Here is a 20,194-nt window from a genome sequence, read left to right as displayed (position 1 = left end):
CTTAAATCAGCTTGTGCTGTTTGGCAAATTCGATCAGGCGCAGGGCATTCTCCTCCGGGTCCAGGGTCTCCAACGGCAGGCGCAGCACGGTTTGCTTTTTGGCCAGTTCGTAGGTATAAGCTTTGTCGTAATAGGTCAGGGCAATGTCCACCATTCTCTCCATGTCGCCCGTTTGGATCGCCTCAAGGGCTTCTTTTGTGGCCAGGCCGCCCAGGCGCTTCTTTATTCTCAGGATGGCGGCCTCCAGTAAAGCACAGTCGGTGCGGCAATACTCCTCAGCCAGCTTTTGTATACGGATCGCCTTGGGCACTTCGAGCACTAGGGTCGGGGATTCCTGCATGCGCTGGAAAAGCGGCTGAGGCAACTGAATCTTCCCGATGCTGATGCTCTCATCCTCCAGCCACAACGGACGTTGGCCATCCAGCTCAAGCATGGACATACCCAGCAGATTTTCGAAATGCTCGGTGCTGGGCTGTGGAGCCATGCCGATGCTCCCGAACGAAGAGCCTTTGTGACTGGCCAGTCTTTCAAGGTCGATCACCTGCTGGCCGTGCTGCTGCAGGTAGGGGAGCAGGTCGGTTTTGCCGCTGCCGGTGTTGCCACTGATCACGAGCAGCGGTCGTACGCGCTCAAACTGCTCATGCATGTAGTGCCGATAAGCCTTGTAGCCGCCTTGCAACAGGTATACCTGAAAGCCTGCAAAATCGAGGAGCCAGGACATGGCCCCGCTGCGCATACCACCGCGCCAGCAATGCACCAGCAGCTCTTTGGTTGGGGCCAGCTTCTCAGCTTCCCGCACAAAGCCGGCCATTTTGGGACCGAAGAGGTCGAGCCCTATCAGCACGGCCGGATCGTGCCCTTGCTGCTTGTAGGCTGTACCCACCCTGGCGCGTTCCTCATCCGAAAAAATGGGAAAGCTCAGCGCCTGCGGAATGCGGCCGATCGCGTACTCTTTGGGAGCGCGGGCGTCCAGCACAGGCAGCTGCTTCGCTTTTGCCAGAAACTCCTGTATGGTAAGGGGGTGGACCACGTTATTTGAGTTGGCGCAGGTATAGCTGGATCGTATTTTCGAGCCCCAGGTATAGCGCATCACAGATCAGCGCGTGCCCGATGCTTACCTCCAGCAAGCCGGGCAGCGTGTCCTTCAGGTACTTCAGGTTGTCGAGGTCGAGGTCGTGGCCGGCGTTGAGACCGATACCCAGTTCCTGCGCCTTCTGGGCGGCCACCAGGTATGAGCGGATGGCATCTTCGGGACTTGTAGGGTAATGTTTGGCATATGCCTCCGTGTATAGCTCAACCCGGTCTGTGCCGATAAAGGACGCTCCCTCGATCATGCGCACATCCGGGTCCACAAAAATGGAGGTACGTATACCCAGCTCTTTCAACTCTCCGATCACATCCGTCAGAAAATCCTTGTGCTGCAGTGTGTCCCAACCAGCGTTGGAGGTGATGGCGTCTGGCGCATCAGGTACTAGCGTGGCCTGGGTGGGACGCACGTCGCGCACAATCTTCAGAAAATCAGGCGTTGGGTTGCCTTCGATGTTAAACTCCGTGGTCACGACTTCTTTCAGGTCGTACACGTCGCGGTAGCGGATGTGGCGCTCGTCGGGGCGTGGGTGCACGGTTATACCTTCGGCTCCGAAGCGCTCGCAGTCTTTGGCGGCCTGCACTACGTTGGGTCTGTCGCCGCCGCGTGCGTTCCGCAGTGTGGCTATTTTGTTTATATTTACACTGAGTTTGGTCATGGTATATGTGTTGTAGCCCGCAGGCTGGTGATACGTATGCTTACGGAAAGACTAAATTAATGGAAATTTGCTTAAGATGATAACCTACGGCCTTGGCTGTAGTAGTGTATAAAGTATAGGCAGGAACATGACCGCTTGCCGCACACAATCAAACAAACACAAAACTATGAGTTTAAAACAACGCATTGAAGCCGATATCAAGCAGGCCATGCTGGCCAAAGAGAAAGCCCGCCTGCAAGCGCTGCGCAGTATAAAGTCGCTTATACTGCTGGCTGAAACCGAAAAGGGCGGCACCGACGGGATCAGTGAGGATGCCGAAATGAAACTGCTCACCAAAGCCGCCAAGCAGCGCCGCGAGTCGGCCGAGATATACGCCAAGCAGCAGCGCCCCGACCTGGAGGAAATTGAGTTGGCTGAGCTGGCCGTAATAGAGGAGTACCTGCCCAAGCAGCTCGACGAGGGCGATCTGCGCATTCGCCTGCTGGAGATCATTCAGCGTGTGGGCGCAAGCGGCCCTTCGGACCTGGGCAAGGTAATGGGCGTTGCCTCCCGCGAACTGGCCGGGCAAGCCGACGGACGTGCTATTTCCAAAGCCGTGAGCGATCTGCTGAACAACACCGATTTCTAAGAACCGGATTTTTTTATCAGCCCGCACGCTGGTGCGAGTGCTCCAATTACATTATATTTGAAGGCAGAGGCGACAGGTGTTCGTTTCTGCCTTTAATATTTCTATCCTGTGAGTACCTTCGATATTTTTCTGGCTATACCTATTCTGTTCGGCGCTTTTCTGGGTTTCCGCAAAGGCCTTCTGCTCGAACTGATTTCGTTGTTTGCACTGGTGCTGGGTATTCTGCTCGGCCTCAAACTGCTCGATTCTGGCCTGCCCATCATGAAGGAGTACATTGGCGACGCGGGTGGCTTGCTGCCATTCGTCACCTTCCTGGTCATCTTCGTGGCCATTATCCTGGGCGTGCGTGTGTTGGGTATTCTGCTCAAAAAAGTAATTGATTTTACGCCCTTTGGTATGTTCGACAACATACTGGGCGCCCTCCTCGGAGCCTTGAAATGGACGCTGGCCCTGAGCCTGCTGCTCTACGTCTCAGAAATGGCAGGTATAGCCATCACGCCCGAAACTGCGGCAAGTTCTACGGTATACCCCTTCGTGGTCAAAACAACTCCCTATGCCCTCAGCGTAATGAGCTATGTACTGCCTTTTGTAAAATCCTTGCTGCTTTCGCTGAAAGAACACTTTTAGAAGTTGGAGAGTTTAAGGGTTAGAGAGTTGAGGAGTTAAAAGACTGAATTGTTAAATGGTTAAATTGCTGATGGCTGGCTGTTAATTGCTAACCATTAGGAGGTAACTGCTTACTGATCAATGTCAAGTCGCTGTCCCTGCATGGCTTTCAATCCGAAACTCTGAAATCGTAATTCTTACCTCTTACTTCCCAAACGCCCCATGCTTCTCCTGCTCGACAACTTCGACTCTTTTACCTATAATCTGGTCGATTATTTTGGTCAGCTGGGAGTTGAGATGCATGTACTGCGAAACGATGTGGGGCTGGACGAGATCAAGGCGCTGCCTATACAGGGCATTGTCTTGTCGCCAGGGCCAGGAGAGCCGCAGAAGGCAGGCGTGATGATGGAGGTGATCCGACACTACCACGACAAAGTGCCCATGCTGGGGATTTGCCTGGGGCACCAGGCGCTGGGCGAGTTTTTCGGTGCCACACTGGCCAAAGGGATGAAGCCTATGCATGGCAAGATCTCCGAAATCATTTGTGAACCTGACCCGCTGTTCAATGGGCTGCCTGCCCGGATGCCGGTTGTGCGTTACCATTCGCTGGTTCTGACGCAATGGCCTGCCAGTATTTTGCCGCTTGCGTATACAGCCGAAGGAGAGCTCATGGCATTCAGGCACAGCACGCTGCCGCTGCACGCGCTGCAGTTCCACCCGGAGGCCGCGCTCACGACTTATGGGCTCGGCATGCTGAAAAACTGGCTTGATTTTGCTAATATTGCAGGTCGGTAGCCGACGGATTTTTTACAACACATTACTTTTAGGAATATCAGGGATGAATCTACAGGTCAAACACGAAGGCGAATTTCAGTACATAGACGAAGGAGAAGGAGACGTATTGCTGTTGCTGCACGGCTTATTCGGGGCGCTCAGCAACTGGAACGGTGTAGTAGACCATTTCTCTAAAAGCTACCGTGTGGTTATTCCGCTTATGCCGATCTACGAAATGTCGCTTCACAAGGCTGGCGTGCCGGGGCTGGTTTCTTTTATCGAAGATTTTGTTAAATTTAAGAATCTGAGCGACATGACCCTGCTGGGCAATTCGCTGGGCGGACATGTGGCGCTGGTCTATACCTTAAAGAACCCCGCCAAAGTGAAACGCCTCGTGCTGACCGGCAGCTCTGGCCTGTTCGAAGACTCCATGGGCGGCTCGTTCCCGAAACGTGGCAACTACGAGTATGTGAAGGAGCGGGTAGGTTATACCTTCTACAGCCCTGAAACAGCCACCAAGGAGCTGGTGGATGAAGTGTTCGACATTACCAACAGCAATGCCAAGTGCCTGCGTATCATTGCCATTGCCAAGTCGGCACAGCGCCACAACATGGCCAAGGATATCACAAACATAACCGTGCCTACGTTGTTGATATGGGGACTGAACGACACGATCACGCCGCCGCTGGTGGCGCACGAGTTTAACAGGCTGATGCCAAACTCAGAGCTCTACTTTATAGACAAGTGCGGGCACGCGCCGATGATGGAACATCCGGAGCGGTTTAACAGTATCTTAGATAAATTTTTGGCCAAAACAGAAGCAAGGGAAACAGCCACATGATCGCAGAAGAACTCATCAACCAAATGATACCGCCGCTCAAGCTTTACGACACCGTCGAGAAGGCTTTGCGATGGATGGATGAGTTCCGCGTAAACGAACTGCCCGTGTCGCGCAACCGCAAGTACATGGGCCTTGCCACCGAAACCAACCTGATCGAGCTCCCCGACCGGGGCCAGACTTTAGAGCATGTCAAGCTGGAGTACCAGGATGTTTTCGTGATGCACCACCAGCATTTTTATGATGTAATGGAGGCGGCCATCAAAAACAAAATTCAGGTGGTGCCTGTGCTCGACGAAGAGGAGGACTACATGGGCATCATCACGATCAACGACACGCTGGCCGCCTTCGGGCAGATGTCGGCACTGCAGGGCCAGGGCAGTATACTGGTGCTCACCATGCCGGAGCGGGACTACTCGCTGAGTCAGATCAGCCGGCTGATAGAGGAGGAAAACACCAAGATACTTAGCGCCTATGTGTCTCCCGACGAAATTGACCCTTACAACATCAAGCTCACGCTTAAACTCAATACCTCCGATCTTACCCGCATCATCGCTACGCTGGAGCGATTCGAGTACCGTGTGACCGCCCAGTTTCAGGACGGCGCCAAGTACGATGTGGGCCGGGACCGCCTAGACATGCTGTTCAAATACCTGGACATATAGCCCTGTCCGTGATTCAACGCGCTTTTCTGCTGCTTTGCTTTAGTTTGCTCTGCCATACCTTGGCGGCACAGCCCTGCCATACCGCATCAGTTGTAGTCGATAGTATCCAATTCAAGGGCAACGAGGTCAGCAAAAGCCGGATGCTTCTTTTTGAGCTCAACATTGCTCCCGGCGATACCCTGCCGACAAGCGAATTGGAGGCGAAGCTGGAGGAAAACCGCAAGCGGCTGTTCAACCTACGTCTTTTTCATGAGGTGGGCTATACCTATACCTGCGACGAAGGACTTGTTTCGGTGACCTATACCATGCAGGAGCGCTGGTACCTGTATCCTATTCCCATCTTCGACTTTGCCGATCGTAACTTTAATGCCTGGCTTGAGCGTCGCGACTGGGGCCGTGTTGACTACGGCATTAACCTGATCAGGCGTAATTTCAGAGGCCGGAATGAAGAAGTGCGTGTCAGGCTGCAGCAGGGATTTAACAAACGGTTGGAGTTTGCCTATCGGGTGCCCTATATAAGTCGTGCACACAAACTGGGGATGGACTTCGGGGTGGCAGATTACCGCAGCCGTGCCATCGACTACCGCACGCTTAACAACCGGCAGCGGTTTTACGTGCAGGATCGCGGCGTGCCGATACAGCGTACACTGCTCACAGCGGGGCTCACCCACCGGCAAAGTGTGCAGCGGCAGGAGGGGATCCGGCTAACCTATGTGCAGGAGCAGGTGGCTGATACGGTGCTGGAGCTGAACCCGCAATACTACAGCGAGCATGAGCATAAGCGGCGGTACCTGCGGCTGGAACTGGCCAAAGTAGTGAACCTGCGCAATTCCTTTATCTACCCGCTTACGGGCAGTTATTTTGAAGCGATAGCCGCGCAGACTTTCTTTGTAAACGGTAACGGAACGCCCATCACTACGTTGCGTGCAAAGTATGTGGATTATAGACACTTATCCGGCAAATATTATTATTTTGTGGGTGGCGAGGCGCAGGCCCGGCTCTCGAAGCACTATGCCTATGCCGATAATGTAGCCCTGGGTTTTCGTTCACTGGTGCGGGGATACGAGCTGCAGGTGGTTGGGGGGCAGCATTTTGGCCTGTTTAAGCAGGGCCTGACGCGGGAGCTTTTTCAGCACCAGGGCGTGCACCTGAAGTTTATCAGAAGCCCCAAGTTCAACAAGGTGCCACTTGCGCTTTACGCCAATGTGTTCACAGATGCAGGCTATGTCGTAGATGAAATGTTTGAGAAAGGCAACCCCCTGTCCAACAGACTGCTCGCAGGTATAGGGGCGGGGCTGCACCTTGTCACCTTCTACGACTTTGTGTTCCGGGCCGAGTACACCGTAAACCGTGAAAAGACAGGCGGCTTTTACCTGAGCGGCCGCTTCCCTTTTTAAGTAAAAGAAGATATATGAAGATAGCTATACTGGGAAAACCCTTCGACGAAGAATACGGACCTTTCATCCAAAACCTGTTTGACGAGCTGCAGCGCCGAAATACCGAGTTGCTGGTGGTGGAGCACTTCAGCCTTTTTCTGCAGAACCGGATTCACCTGCCGTCGGGCATTGCTACCTTTAACCGTGGCGACAGCCTGGCGGGAGTAGACTTTGTGCTGAGCCTGGGGGGCGACGGCACGCTGCTGGACACAGTGACCTATGTCGGGGCGCTTCAAATCCCGATTCTGGGCATCAACACCGGGCGACTTGGTTTCCTGGCCACCATCGCGCACGATAGCATCAACCTGGCGCTCGACGCGCTTTTCAAAGGACACTATACCTTCGACGACCGCGCACTAATCCGGGTTGACTCCGATCTGGAGATATTCGACGGCATTAACTTTGGACTGAACGAGTTTAGTTTGCTTAAGCGCGATTCGTCGTCCATGATAGCCGTGCATGCGTATATAGATGGTGAATATCTAAACACCTACTGGGCCGACGGACTGGTGGTGGCTACCCCAACCGGATCGACGGGCTACTCGCTTAGCTGCGGTGGTCCGCTGGTGCTGCCGCAGACCAACAATTTCGTAATATCACCCGTATGCCCTCACAACCTGAACGTAAGGCCCATGATCGTGTCGGATAAGACCGTGATCTCGTTTGAGGTAGAGGGACGCAGCAGTACTTACTTGGCTTCCCTTGACTCCAGGTCCGTTGCGGTAGACATGTCGGTCCAGATAGCGGTGCGGCGTGAGAGCTTCGTGGCGCGGCTTGTCAAACTGCACCACGTTAACTTCCTGACGACCCTGCGAGGCAAGCTAAACTGGGGTCTTGATAAAAGAACAAATATTTTTAGGTAAATTATATTCGATATTTAATATACCTATTTTTATACCAGAAAATTATTTCTATTTTTGTCACAGAGGTTTAATTTGGATGAATTATAAGCTTGCGGAAATACGCTTAAAAGAAATTAGTTTGCTATGAAGAAAATTACTACGCTGTTTTTATTACTTACTGCCGTGCTGACAACTGTAGCCATTGAGGCTGAGGCACAGCGCTTTACAAAGCGGAAGGAGTACTCCACAGTGGGTATTCAGCTAGGAGCTGCAAACTACTTTGGCGATCTGGTACCTCAGCCTAACTTCACGAGTATGCGTGTAAAGTCCACCCGGCCAAGTATAGGCATCAACTATACGCACCGCCATTTCCCGCGCATTTCCTCACGTGTAGCTTTCAACTGGAACCGCATTGCGGGTGATGATGCCAAAGCAGCGGGGCCTGATGAAGGCGAGAACTTAGGCCGTTACAGACGTAACCTTTCTTTCCGCAACGATATTAAAGAACTAAGCGCCGTAGCGATCATTGACCTTTTCGAAAACCGCAACTACTACCGCCGCCGCCCTGATTTTGTGCCTTACGGCTTTGTTGGTGTAGCGGTACTGCACCACAACCCGAAAGCGTATTACGAGAACGGGTCACATCCAGGCCTGTCGGCAGATAAAGACATCCCTTCTGGCTGGTATGCCCTGCAACCGCTTGGAACGGAAGGTCAGTTTGTAGACCATCCGGGTACAGTAAGCGATCCTTACAGCCGTGTGCAGATTGCTATTCCGTTTGGCCTTGGTGTAAGATACAAGCTCGACCGCAACTGGGACTTTAGCTTTGAGGTAGGTTGGAGAGCGACCTTCACCGATTACCTAGATGATGTAAGTACAGCCCACGTTGACAAAGACGTTCTGTTAAGCGAGAACAACCGCGTAGACAACCGCAACGCCTCTGTTATTTTCTCTGACAGAAGTGCAGAGTCTGGCTTTACCAACGACCTGATCACAGAGCCTAACGGGTTCAGCAGACTGCGACCGTATGGCACAAGCAACAACCGTACACGTGGTAACAGTTCTGACAACGATTGGTACATTCAGACAAGCCTGGGTCTGAACTATATCCTGAACCCACGTATAAGAAGACCTAAATTCAGATAATATAACGGAGGGTAGTGCGTTGTTTTCCTAAACTCCGAAATCAGTTTACATGACTTTGAATACATTCAGACAGACGCTCCTTATTTGTGTACTACTGCAAATTGGGAGCGTCTTTTTATGCAATACGGCGAACGCCCAGCTGCAGCAGATTAAGCCAATCACCACCAGCGAGATTGGCGTGGGTATAGGTGGTGCGAACTACGTTGGCGAAATCTCTCCTAACTACCGTTTCTTAAGCAACCAGCCTGCCATGACGGTCTTCTACCGGCATGATATTTCTGCGCCCATTACGCTCAAGGCTGCCTTAATGGGCAGTCACCGTATATTCAACGACAAAACTTTTAAAGACGAGTCGCAAAACCTGCCACACCACGATTGGCGCGATACGGAGCTGAAGTTGAGTATGATCGAGTTCTCACTGGGTATAGAGTATAATTTCCTGGATTACTATGCCAATATCCGACAGCCACACCGCGTGTCGCCTTACTTTTTCCTGGGGGCTGCATTGCTCAATTTCAACCATCAGCTTAGCCGGCAGGGCGATGTGATGGAACCGTTCGATAACAAGTTTACCGTTACTTTACCTTTGGGGGTAGGTGTGAAATATGCCTTGAGCAAGCACTGGAACCTGGGCCTGGAGTTTGGGCCCCGCTTTATGCTTACCGATAACCTGGACTATCTGCAGGAAAATGGCTCTCCATTGTTGGCGGCCGATCTGGGTGCCAGTAAATCCAAGGCATATGCCAACCCTTTTGATAAGGACATGTACTTCTATAACGGTATCAGCCTGTCCTATACGCTATACCGACTCAACTGCCCGCCCGTTTACAAGCGCAAAGCCGGAATACTAGATTAACCCGCTAAAATTTCATTAAATTATCTTGCTTTTTGTAACTTGCAAGGAAATTGTGGTTTAATGAATTTCAGGGAACAAGTAGATTTAGACAATTTGCCAAGACACATTGCCGTTATCATGGACGGAAATGGACGTTGGGCAAAGAAACGAGGCGGCCTGCGGATTTTTGGTCATCAGAACGCTATCACAGCTGTTCGCGAAACGGTGGAGGCTGCAGCAGAGATGGGAGTCGAATACCTAACCCTATACGCCTTCTCCACTGAAAACTGGTCGAGGCCGGCAACAGAGGTTTCCGCCTTAATGCAGCTGCTGGTATCTACTATCAGAAAAGAAACCGCTACGCTGAACAAAAATAACATTCGGCTTCAGACAATAGGAGATACGGATAGCCTTCCAAAAGCCTGTCAGAAAGAGCTGCTTGAGGCAATCGAGATAACAAAGGATAACAGCCGCATGACGCTGGTGCTGGCGCTGAGCTACAGCGGTCGCTGGGACATTGCGCAAGCCATGCAACGTATTGCTGTTGAAGTGGGTCATGGTACTATAGCACCGGCTGACATTAACGAGGCCACTGTCGCGCAGTATCTCTCCACGGCAGGTATACCCGATCCGGAATTATTGATTCGTACGAGCGGAGAGCAGCGTATCAGCAATTTTCTGCTTTGGCAGCTAGCCTATACCGAGCTGTTTATTACTGATCTGCTGTGGCCTGATTTCCGAAAAGAACACCTTTACGAAGCCATCTGTGCCTTCCAAAGAAGAGAACGCCGCTTTGGCAAGACAAGTGAACAACTAACAAAGTGAACATATTAATGACAAGATGCATCTGGGTGCTTGTGTTTCTGCTAATGACAGGCACAGCTTCTTCACAAGTTCTGAATAATCAAGCACAGAGCAATTCGATTGACTACGCCCAGCCCCAGCGGTACCGCATCGGCGGGATTGAGTTTACAGGTGTTAAATTCCTCGACCCCACTTCACTTACGGCAGTCTCGGGCTTAAAAGTTGGTGACGAAATTACGGTGCCTGGCGAGGATATCAGCCGCGCTGTTCAGAAGCTGTGGGACCAGGGTATTCTGGGCGATGTGGATGTGTACGTGACCCGTATCGAGGGCAACCAGATCTTCCTGAACTTCGACCTGAAAGAGCGCCCGCGTCTGTCTCGCTTTGAGTTTAAAGGTATAAACAAATCGCAGCAGGACGCCTTGCGCGAGAAGATCAACCTGATCAGAGGCAAGGTGGTAACAGATGCCGTGCTTAACCAGACACGCGCTGCCATTCGTAAATACTACGCGGAGAAAAGTTATCTCAATGCTAAAATCAATATTGTGCAGCGCCCTGACTCATTGCTGCCAAACAGTGTAGTGCTGAATATTGACATTGACAGAGGCGACAAAGTAAAAATATCCGAAATCATTTTTGAAGGCAATGAGGCTTTCTCTGACAAGAAGCTTCGCCGGCAGCTCAAGAAGACAAAAGAAAAGCGCTTCTATAAGATCTTTACTTCATCGAAGTTTCAGCGATCAGAGTACGAGAACGACAAGCAGCTCCTGCTTGACTTCTACAATTCCGAAGGATACCGTGATGCGATCATCGTATCGGATAGCGTGTATAACGTGAGCCCTGACCGTTTGGGCGTACGCATCGTGCTCGACGAAGGTAACCGCTACTATTACCGAAACATTACCTGGAATGGCAACTACCTGTACGAAGACGATTACCTGACTCGTGTATTGGGTATCAACAAAGGCGATGTGTACAACAAGCAGGAACTGGACAAGCGCCTCAACTATAACCCAACAGGTATAGACGTGTCCGCTCTCTATCAGAACGATGGTTACCTGTTCTTTAACATTGACCCGGTTGAGGTAACCGTAGATGGCGACTCGATAGACATTGAAATGCGTGTATCGGAAGGCCCGCAGGCTACGATCAGCAAAGTAACCGTAACAGGCAATACCAAGACAAGTGACCACGTGGTGCTCCGCGAGATCCGTACTTTGCCTGGCCAGAAGTACAGCCGCGAAGACCTGATCCGTTCCAGAAACGAATTGGCGAACCTGGGCTATTTTGATCCGGAAACGATAGGATTGAACCCAATGCCAAACCCGGAGGAGGGAACTGTGGATATCAACTATACTGTATCAGAACGTCCGAATGACCAGATCAGCCTTTCAGGTGGTTGGGGTGGCCCGATCGGTGCGGTGGGTACTGTAGGTCTTACCTTGAACAACTTCTCTACCCGCAAGCTCCTGAAGCTGTCGGAGTGGAGACCACTGCCAAGCGGCGATGGCCAGCGCCTATCGCTTAACGTGCAGGCGAACGGTCGCTATTACCAATCTTACTCGTTCTCGTTCACAGAGCCTTGGCTGGGTGGGCGCAAGCGAAACGCGCTTACCGCGAGTGTGTTCAAGACAGTGCGCCGCGAGCCGAGAGCAGATATCGACAGAAGACTGAATGTGGATGGTGGTGCCCTAAGTTTAGGCCGTACCCTGCAATGGCCGGATAACTTCTTCCAGTTGAGCCATACCCTGAGCTACAACCGCTATACCCTCAGAAACTACCCACTTTTCGGTACAGCTTTCCAAAATGGCGTGTCTAACAATATCTCGTTCAACACCACGCTGGCTCGTGTAAGTATTGACAACCCTACTTTCCCAAGAAGAGGTTCCAATATATCGCTTGCCATGAACCTGACACCACCTTACTCACTGTTCTCAGACAAGCGCAACAACTTCGAGTTTGTAGAATTTAACAAATGGATGCTCGACGCCTCGTTCTTCATGAATTTGGCAGGGAATTTGGTATTGAACACCCGAGCCCACTTCGGCTTCCTGAATAACTACAGCTCGAAGACAAGCATTGGGCCATTTGAGCGTTTTAGACTAGGAGGTAATGGTCTAGGTGGTGCCAACATCTTTGTAGGAACCGACTATATTGGCCTGCGTGGTTACGATGACGAGTCTGTGATTAACAACCCGGACCCGACTCTCCTGAACACGGGTGGCATTGCCTATAACAAGTTCGTGACGGAGGCAAGATATTTGATATCGCCTAACCCGGGTGCCACTATTTACGGTTTGGCTTTCCTGGAGGCAGGTAACAGCTTTGGCTCTTATGACCGATACAATCCATTCAAGCTATACCGCTCTGGTGGCGTGGGTGTGCGTATCTTCATGGCAGCTTTCGGTCTGTTAGGTTTTGACTACGGTTGGAGATTTGACGATGTGCCTGGCCGTCCGGAAATGAAGCGTGGCCAGTTCCACTTCATGATCGGGCAGCAGATTCGATAAGGAATTAGTATGAAAAAGTTTTTGTTCATCTTTTTAGCCGGATTTTTCCTGACGACTGTTTCACAGGCGCAGAAGTTTGGCTATATTGATTCTAACTTCATCCTGAGCAAAATGCCGGCATACGCCAAAGCACAGGTGGAGTTGGATAAGCAAAGCGCGGCCTGGCAGAAGGAGATCGAAGGGATGCACCAGGCTGTGGAGAAGATGAAAGAAGACTACAAGGCCGAAGAGGTGCTTCTGACCGAGGAAATGAAAAAGAAGCGCCAGGCAGAGATATCCCGCAAGGAAAACGAAGTGCGGGAATACCAGCGCAAAGTCTTCGGTTTTGAGGGAATGATGTTCAAGCGTCGCCAGGACCTGATCAGACCAATACAGGATGAGGTATTTACGGCTGTTGAGAAAGTGGCAAAGGCAAAAGGCCTGCAAACGGTATTTGATAAATCAGGCGACCTGATCATGATCTATACCAACCCGGTGCATGACTACACGGAGTATGTGCTGGAGGAACTGGGCCTTGCAACTGACAAGCAGAATGTACCTGGCAAACAGCCGGCTGATGCATTAGTGGATGATCCGGATAGTCTGCCTGAAACAGGTATACAGAACGAGGAGAACCAAACACAGCAACAGGACAAGAGGAAAACTCCCCCAACTAAAAAGAAGTCAAACAACTAAACAACAAGAATAACAATTAACCATCCAATCATGAACAAAATCAAATTTTTAGTAGTAGCGTTTTTCTTTATCAGCTTTGCCTCTTTTGCCCAAACTAACGAGCAGGCGACTAAGATAGGATATGCTAACGTAGAAGAGATTCTGAGCAAGATGCCGGAAAGAGCCTCTATGCAAAAGGAGTTGGAAGTATATGGTCAGAAGCTGCAGGAGCAGTTCGCAACTAAAGAAAACGAATACAACACCAAGCTGCAGGCCTACCAGAAAGGTGCCTCCACTATGGACAAAGTTGTACGCGAAGACAAAGAGCGTGAGCTGGTAAACCTGGAGCAGTCAATCCAGAAGTTCCAGTATGATGCGCAGATGTCTATCCGTGAGAAAGAGCAGTCGCTGATTCAGCCAGTTTTGGTGAAGATCGAGAACGCGATCAAAGAAGTAGCGAAAGAGAATGGCTACCTGTACATCCTGAGCGAGCAGGCTATCCTAGAAGGTCCTGAGAGCGGCAGCATCAACAACCTGGTGTTTAAAAAATTGGGCGTAGATCCTAGCAAGCAGCCAGCCGCTGCTCAGCAGGCCCAACCTCAGCAGCAACCAGCTGCCGCTAAGCCAGCTACTACAACTCCAGCCAAGAAGAAAAAGTAATTAACACTCCTTTGTGAGTTCAGGAAAGCCGATGTTTTATACCTCGGCTTTCTTTTTGTTTATACCTAACTCCAGTACCGTGATTGACTTTGAAGAAGAAGAGCAGGACAGTATAGAAGATTCGGACGAATTGTACGAACACCACCGCATTGTGGTGGACAAGGGGCAGGCGCTGCTGCGCATCGACAAGTTCCTGATGGACCGTTTGCCCAACGTAACCCGCAACAAACTACAGGGCGCTATACGCTCCGAATCGGTGCAGGTGAACCAAAAGCCTGTCAAGGTAAGCTATAAGGTAAAGCCACTCGATGTCATCACTATCACACTGGCTACCCCACCTCGCGATACCGAGATTATACCGGAGGCTATACCTATCAACATTATTTATGAAGATGATGAGCTCCTGATCATTAACAAAGAACCAGGTATGGTGGTGCATCCGGGATTTAATAATTGGTCCGGCACTTTGGTTAATGCGCTTACGTATCATCTGCAGCAGCTTCCTACCGCCCGTAACGGGGAGGGGCGACCTGGGCTGGTGCATCGCATCGATAAAGATACCTCCGGCTTACTGGTTATAGCCAAGACGGAGTGTAGCATGGCTTTTCTGGCCAAGCAGTTCTTTAAGCATACCATAGAGCGCACGTATTATGCCCTGGTGTGGGGAGTGCCCAAACAGGATGAAGGTACTATAGTGGGCCACGTAGGGCGTAGCGTAAAAGACAGAAGGGTGATGACCGTGTACCCTGGTGGTGAGTTTGGTAAACATGCAGTTACCCATTACAAGGTACTCCAAAAGTTTAAGTATGTGTCGCTGGTGCAGTGTAACCTCGAGACTGGTAGAACACACCAAATAAGAGCGCATATGAAGTACCTGGGCCACCCGCTTTTCTCGGATGCAACCTATGGAGGGGACAAGATACTACAAGGTATGCCAACGGGCTCTTATAAGACATTCGTAGAGAATGCCTTCAAGCTGATGCCGCGTCAGGCGCTGCATGCCAAATCATTGGGCTTTGTGCATCCAACTACAAAGGAGTTCATTCAATTCAATTCCGATCTCCCCGACGACTTTCAGGCAGCATTGGAGAAGTGGTCGCTTTATGAGAATCAATAAACCTGGGGCAAAAACCAATAAGGTATACAATGAAAAAGCCCGCTCTGTGAGGAGCGGGCTTTTTCATTGTTATAGCGCTTGATTAAAATTAACGCTTCTTTTTAGCAGTGGAGGTCTTGTTAATCTCAGCCAAAGCTGTTTCAGCTTGTGTATTGGTTGGGTCCAACGTCTTCACTTCTGTCCAGTACTTGATGGCGTTGTCACGCTCACCTTTTAGGTAGAAGTAATAGCCCAGATAGGTGTTAGCCTCGATGAGCTCCTTCTTATACTTCTCTTTCTCACCATTCGTAAGTTTGATAAACTCTTCGTAGTGAGGCTTTGCTAAACCTTTCTCTGTTTCAGGGTCAAGGTTCGCCTGGGCACGTGCTCTCCAGATGTGAGCGTAAGCATAAGTAGGGTTGGCGTCTGTAATCTTCTTGTAAGTCTCGTCAGCCTTCTCAAACTGCTCTGCCATCATGTAGGCGTTACCCAGGTGGAAGTAGTCCGTGTTAGAGGCGCCAAGCTTCTCCTGCTTTCTGTTATAAACCGCTACAGCTTTGTCGAACTGCTTTTCACGGGCGTACATGTTAGCCAGGTCATAGTAAAGCTCTGGTTTGTTCGGATCCAGTTCAATTGCCTTCTCCAGATTCTCTACAGCTTTAGCAGGCTGGTTGTTTCTGGCTAGTATTCTGCCATAGTACTCATAGTCACTTGCAATCAGGCTGTTCTTGTCTACTTTGCTCAGGTAGTTTTCCATCGCCTTAAGCGCTTCCTCCGGTTTACCTAGCTCCAGGTATGAGTAGGCCAACAGACGGTTCATGGTCTTATTCTCAGGATCCGATTTTAGTACTTCCTGTACTTCGCGCATGGTGCCTTCGTAATCCTTCGTTAAGAACAAGAAAGACGCATATTTGGCGCGTGTGGCAGGTGTGTTTTCAGACATGTCTACGAACTGCTTGAAAGTAGACAGTGCTCTGTCGTACTGACCGGCAAAGTAGTAAAGCTCACCCAGGTCGCTGTAAGCAGGAGCGTAGTTTGGATCAAGCTCTATGGCTTTTTTATAAGCTTCTTCTGCTTCGTTATAGTTACGTGAGCTCGTGTAAAGCTGGCCTCTTCTCAAATGAGCCTTCGGAGACTTGTCGTTGATACGGATAGCGTTATCATAGCTTGTCATCGCCTGACCGCCATTGCCCAGCTTCAAATAAGCATCACCCATCAGCAGGTAGGCTTCAGCATTGTTTTTGTCACGCTCAACAGCTTGCTTCAGGTACTCGATTGCCTTGTTGTAATCTTGCTCAGTTGCTTCAGGAGCCATCAGGTAAGCTTCGCCGATACCGGCTAGCACATTAGAGTCTTTTTTACCACGTTTCATGGCATCGGCAAAGTGCTTCTCAGCACCAGCACGGTTACCCTTGGCCATCTCTACTTTACCCAGGCCCACCATGTTGATGGCAGACTTAGAATTCTTTGCTAAGCCTTGGTTGAAGTAATAAGCAGCTGAGTCAACATTTTCTGAACGCAGGTAAACATTACCCAGCCCAAAATAAGCGTTGTCGGCGTCTTTGCTGTTTAACTGAGATTTATAAATAGATTTAGCCTCCTGATAGCGTCCGAGTTCTGTCGCTCTGCGACCCTGATCACCAGACTGCGCAAATGCCGCTGCTGTAGGGAACATGGCAGCTACCAGCAAAGCATATTTCCAGTTATTTGTCATTGTTAGTTTAATTTAGGTTGTGTTATTATTGTTTGTAATCGTTAGTCTTGTCTGAATTTGCTTGGCCTATTGTTAAAGCCCACTATCCGTACGGGCATAGTGGCCGGCACCAGGCCAGACTTTAATATAATACGTTGTCCGCGGTCACTTGCTACAAAGGATGCAAAACCTGTGCCAAGACCTACACGGCCCTCAGTACTAATGATATACCAGAATCTACGCAATGGATAATCACCCTGAGCGATGTATGCCTGATACGGCTGAAAGTAACTGTCCGTTGTTATTGGATTCTCTTCTGCGCTTATACCTACCACTTTTACTTGGTTCAGGAAATTGAGAGAGGTCGTATCATCCCGGTCACTGATCCAGTTCACACCAATTACACCAATTGCATTCTCGTTCTTTGCCACATAATCAATAAGGGCTGGGTGAGAGTTGCTGGCGGTAGCTGATGGCGGCAATGGCTGTCCGGCTATGAGTGTGTCCCGCATATACCTGGCGGTGCTGGAATTGTTGTTGTCGAACACCAGGGCGATATCACGTAAGTTGCTCTCGGGGTTTAGCTGCTTCCAGTTCGTGATTTTGCCTGAGAAGATGTCCCGGAGCGCACTCATGGTCAGCAGCGTGTCCTGATTTTTGTTGTTTACAATAAGTGCAACGGCATCAATAGCAATTCTGGTATACCGCGGGGTGATTTTTCGCTGATCGAAGACCTTTTTCTCATCTGCTGTCAATGTGCGCGATACAATGCCAATGCGCGTGCTATCGTCAAGAAGATCCTGAAATACCTTGCCTTCTGCCTTGTAGTTCGCATTGATATTGGCATACCGATAAATACCTTCGAACGTGTTAACCTGACTTTCTATGATAGGCTGGAGGGTTTCGTCGACGCTGATACTGATAGTACCTGTAGTGGAGGTGTCACGATTGGTTTCGGGGTTGCTGTTGCAGGCTGCCAGAGCGATCAGCCCCAGCCCCAAAATCACCTTGGCTGCTTTGATCATTTTATCTATCTCTCCTTGATTTGGAATTAATCTGATATGCTCTTACAAACCGAATGAGACCATAAAGAATAAGTACTCCACCAAAGATCGTGCGTGCCGTGTCTGACATACTTAGGTTGTACTGCTCTTCATCCATGAAAATCATAAAGAGGCCCAATGCTACATAAACCAGTGTCATGAGCATGCCGAAGTAGCGTGCAAATTTGTTGAAAAATGTAACAGACGGTCTTTCGTCTTGTCCTCTTGGTCGTAGCATGTTCAGGTTTGCCTATATATGTAGGCTTAAATTTAAGGTTTATACTTTAAAAATTAAAGCAGAAGCCACGCTATATGTAGTTTAGCCTCTGCTTTATACTTTATATTCAAACTTATCGTTGCAGGTTGAAGCGTATTGGCAGGGTATAGCGCACTGCTACCGGTTTGCCATTTTGCCTTCCTGGCGTCCAGGCCGGCAAACTTTGTATGACGCGAAGTGCCTCTTCCTCCGTTCCATAACCTAAGCCTTTCAGCACAGTTGCGTCAGTTACTTTTCCGGTTTTACTTACCACAAAGCTCACGATCACTATACCTTCAACCTGTTCTGTAACGGCTTGTCTCGGGTATCGAATCTTCTTACTAATGTGGCGCATCAGTGCTGCCTCGCCTCCCTCGAAATGCGGCATTTCCTCTACATACTCAAACACTTCGTTGCTTTCGCTGCTACCGTTACCGCTTGTCGCGTTATTTTCATCGCCGTCTATACCTGCCAGGTTTAGGTTGTTCGACAATTCTCCATCTTGATTTTGAGTACCAATAATCGCTCCGGCCATTTCCTTGTCAGTGGGAGGTGCTTCATCTGGACCAGGATGTGAGTCGGGCACAACGTTGATTGTCGTGCTTTTAACGGTTTTAACCTGCTTTTCAGAAGCCGGCGCAACTGTTTCCTGCTTAGGTTCAGGATTTGTTGGCGGGGGAGGAAATAATGGTTGGTCGATCAGAATAACTTTTTCTTTTATTCCAGTCTTCTCTTCATTGGGAGCATTTGCTTCCTGAACCGGCATCAGCAGGGGCCATCCTAATCCTGCCGCAAACAGGCTTGTCGCCATTAGCGCCGCAGTCAGAATATGCTTGCCGTATTCTTTCCTTAATTCATAAGCTCCGTAGGCTTTGTTTCGGGTGGCGAATACTACGTTGTTGAAAGTTGTGTCGAATAAATAGCTCTCTTTCATGGCGCAAGTGTTTTAGAGGTGAAGCAGTATGTCCTGCATTTTCTTATTGGATGCACCACAGTTTACAATTCCATAAGCTTTGCGCTATTTTTTATTTTATCTATTGATAGGCTATAAGGTATAGGTATGATGGAGCCTTGCCTGAAAACAAAAAAGGCCCTCCTGGGAGGGCCTTTTTTGTTTTCAGGCATTAAAACTTACTTGATAGCAAATCGTACTGGCAATGTGTAACGAACAGGTACTGATCTACCGTTCTGCTTACCTGGAGACCATTTCGGCATTGTTTTCACAACACGAACGGCTTCTTCGTCTGTACCAGAGCCTAGGCTCTTTACAACCTCAATTTCTGAGATCTCGCCTGTACGGCTAACTACGAACGAAAGAACTACCAGGCCTTCTACACCGGCACGCTGTGCGGCTGCTGGGTAGCGGATGTTCTTGCCAAGGTACTTCATCATTTCGCTTTCACCACCTGGGAATTCAGGCATCTGCTCAACGTAAGTATATGGCTTTTCTTCTACTACTTCTGCAACTACGTCACTAGTACCGTCGATATTACCCAGATCCAGGGGAGCACCTTTAACACCTTCTACCGTCTTGGTTCCGATGTCTACGTCCTCCAGCTCTGATTGATCTGGCACTTTTTCTTCTTCCTGTACCTCGTTGTCACGCTTCACAACCGGAGGCGTGAACTTTACCTGTGCACGTACTGGCGGCGGCGGCGGCGGAAGATCTGGTGGCGGTGGCGGCGGCGGTGGCGGCGTTGCCTCATCCAGTGGTGGCGGTGGAGCCAAGTCTACTTCGGTTACAATTCGGTCTACCACTTGCTCTTCTTCCTGGTCACCCTTAATCATTTTAGTAATCAAAGGAATGCTCAGGAAAAGGAAGAACAATGAAATTGCTACAGTGGCGGCAATTGTGATGTGCTTATTGTAGATTTTGCGAAGTAGGTAGGCACCGTACGCCCTATTTCGTCCTTCGAAGACGATATCGTCGAGCGATGCTTTTTCTAACTGACTTACTTCCATA

The 20,194-nt window shown here is 49.9% G+C and carries 20 protein-coding genes; 14 read left to right on the top strand and 6 right to left on the bottom strand.

Annotated elements, in window-relative coordinates; all coding sequences use genetic code 11:
* Position 1 precedes the first annotated feature (1 nt).
* The gene (gene mnmH, locus BD749_RS18495) at positions 2 to 1,030 is read right to left on the bottom strand and encodes a tRNA 2-selenouridine(34) synthase MnmH (protein WP_101447287.1); all 1,029 of its coding nucleotides are present in this window, start codon (positions 1,028 to 1,030) and stop codon (positions 2 to 4) included.
* Position 1,031: 1 nt separating this feature from the next.
* Positions 1,032 to 1,745, bottom strand: a complete 714-nt coding sequence (locus BD749_RS18490) for a pyridoxine 5'-phosphate synthase (protein WP_101447285.1) — start codon at positions 1,743 to 1,745, stop codon at positions 1,032 to 1,034.
* A 166-nt stretch (positions 1,746 to 1,911) separates the two neighbouring features.
* Here BD749_RS18490 and BD749_RS18485 point away from each other — a divergent pair, with 166 nt between their 5' ends.
* The 14 genes from BD749_RS18485 to BD749_RS18420 all read left to right on the top strand — a co-directional run bounded on the left by BD749_RS18485 (position 1,912) and on the right by BD749_RS18420 (position 15,260).
* Complete coding sequence (locus BD749_RS18485) at positions 1,912 to 2,373, top strand: GatB/YqeY domain-containing protein (RefSeq protein WP_101447283.1); 462 nt, start codon at positions 1,912 to 1,914, stop codon at positions 2,371 to 2,373.
* A 108-nt stretch (positions 2,374 to 2,481) separates the two neighbouring features.
* A complete protein-coding gene (locus BD749_RS18480) occupies positions 2,482 to 3,000 on the top strand; it encodes a CvpA family protein (RefSeq protein WP_101447281.1) in 519 nt (172 codons plus the stop codon).
* A gap of 201 nt (positions 3,001 to 3,201) precedes the next feature.
* Positions 3,202 to 3,774, top strand: coding sequence for an anthranilate synthase component II (locus BD749_RS18475; RefSeq protein ID WP_101447279.1), 573 nt, complete (start codon positions 3,202 to 3,204; stop codon positions 3,772 to 3,774).
* 43 nt (positions 3,775 to 3,817) lie between these two features.
* Positions 3,818 to 4,594: an alpha/beta fold hydrolase gene (locus tag BD749_RS18470; RefSeq protein WP_101447277.1), complete on the top strand. Its 777-nt coding sequence runs from the start codon at positions 3,818 to 3,820 to the stop codon at positions 4,592 to 4,594.
* Entirely contained in the window at positions 4,591 to 5,256 is a 666-nt protein-coding gene (locus BD749_RS18465; RefSeq protein WP_101447275.1) for a CBS domain-containing protein, read from the top strand. The genes BD749_RS18470 and BD749_RS18465 overlap by 4 nt, the downstream gene beginning before the upstream one ends.
* 8 nt (positions 5,257 to 5,264) lie before the next feature.
* Positions 5,265 to 6,653, top strand: coding sequence for a POTRA domain-containing protein (locus BD749_RS18460; protein ID WP_245869441.1), 1,389 nt, complete (start codon positions 5,265 to 5,267; stop codon positions 6,651 to 6,653).
* Between the two features lie 14 nt (positions 6,654 to 6,667).
* Complete coding sequence (locus BD749_RS18455; RefSeq protein WP_101447273.1) at positions 6,668 to 7,555, top strand: NAD kinase; 888 nt, start codon at positions 6,668 to 6,670, stop codon at positions 7,553 to 7,555.
* Positions 7,556 to 7,678: 123 nt separating this feature from the next.
* Positions 7,679 to 8,680, top strand: a complete 1,002-nt coding sequence (locus BD749_RS18450; protein ID WP_101447271.1) for a DUF6089 family protein — start codon at positions 7,679 to 7,681, stop codon at positions 8,678 to 8,680.
* Between the two features lie 49 nt (positions 8,681 to 8,729).
* Positions 8,730 to 9,536, top strand: a complete 807-nt coding sequence (gene porG / locus BD749_RS18445) for a type IX secretion system protein PorG (RefSeq protein WP_101447269.1) — start codon at positions 8,730 to 8,732, stop codon at positions 9,534 to 9,536.
* Positions 9,537 to 9,596: 60 nt separating this feature from the next.
* On the top strand, positions 9,597 to 10,340 hold the full coding sequence (locus tag BD749_RS18440) for an isoprenyl transferase (RefSeq protein ID WP_101447267.1): 744 nt from the start codon (positions 9,597 to 9,599) through the stop codon (positions 10,338 to 10,340).
* Positions 10,341 to 10,348: 8 nt separating this feature from the next.
* The gene (gene bamA / locus BD749_RS18435) at positions 10,349 to 12,829 is read left to right on the top strand and encodes an outer membrane protein assembly factor BamA (protein WP_101447265.1); all 2,481 of its coding nucleotides are present in this window, start codon (positions 10,349 to 10,351) and stop codon (positions 12,827 to 12,829) included.
* Between the two features lie 9 nt (positions 12,830 to 12,838).
* Positions 12,839 to 13,504: an OmpH family outer membrane protein gene (locus BD749_RS18430; protein ID WP_101447263.1), complete on the top strand. Its 666-nt coding sequence runs from the start codon at positions 12,839 to 12,841 to the stop codon at positions 13,502 to 13,504.
* A gap of 30 nt (positions 13,505 to 13,534) precedes the next feature.
* On the top strand, positions 13,535 to 14,143 hold the full coding sequence (locus BD749_RS18425) for an OmpH family outer membrane protein (protein ID WP_101447261.1): 609 nt from the start codon (positions 13,535 to 13,537) through the stop codon (positions 14,141 to 14,143).
* A 31-nt stretch (positions 14,144 to 14,174) separates the two neighbouring features.
* Positions 14,175 to 15,260 (top strand): RluA family pseudouridine synthase, encoded by a 1,086-nt coding sequence (locus BD749_RS18420; RefSeq protein ID WP_101447259.1) that lies wholly within the window; start codon positions 14,175 to 14,177, stop codon positions 15,258 to 15,260.
* An 88-nt stretch (positions 15,261 to 15,348) separates the two neighbouring features.
* On the opposite strand, the gene BD749_RS18415 is transcribed toward BD749_RS18420, so the two are convergent.
* From BD749_RS18415 to BD749_RS18395, 4 genes are all read right to left on the bottom strand, one after another.
* On the bottom strand, positions 15,349 to 16,953 hold the full coding sequence (locus BD749_RS18415; protein WP_101447257.1) for a tetratricopeptide repeat protein: 1,605 nt from the start codon (positions 16,951 to 16,953) through the stop codon (positions 15,349 to 15,351).
* Between the two features lie 41 nt (positions 16,954 to 16,994).
* Entirely contained in the window at positions 16,995 to 17,957 is a 963-nt protein-coding gene (locus tag BD749_RS18410) for a PstS family phosphate ABC transporter substrate-binding protein (RefSeq protein ID WP_101447255.1), read from the bottom strand.
* Positions 17,958 to 18,325: 368 nt separating this feature from the next.
* The gene (locus BD749_RS18400) at positions 18,326 to 19,165 is read right to left on the bottom strand and encodes an energy transducer TonB (protein ID WP_101447251.1); all 840 of its coding nucleotides are present in this window, start codon (positions 19,163 to 19,165) and stop codon (positions 18,326 to 18,328) included.
* Positions 19,166 to 19,362: 197 nt separating this feature from the next.
* Complete coding sequence (locus tag BD749_RS18395) at positions 19,363 to 20,193, bottom strand: energy transducer TonB (RefSeq protein ID WP_101447249.1); 831 nt, start codon at positions 20,191 to 20,193, stop codon at positions 19,363 to 19,365.
* Between the last annotated feature and the right edge of the window lies 1 nt (position 20,194).

It is taken from the genome of Pontibacter ramchanderi, from assembly GCF_002846395.1.
In the GTDB taxonomy this organism is placed as follows: Bacteria; Bacteroidota; Bacteroidia; order Cytophagales; family Hymenobacteraceae; genus Pontibacter; species Pontibacter ramchanderi.
Note: the sequence above shows the minus strand (reverse complement) of the source record. Positions and strands in the feature narration are given on the sequence as shown.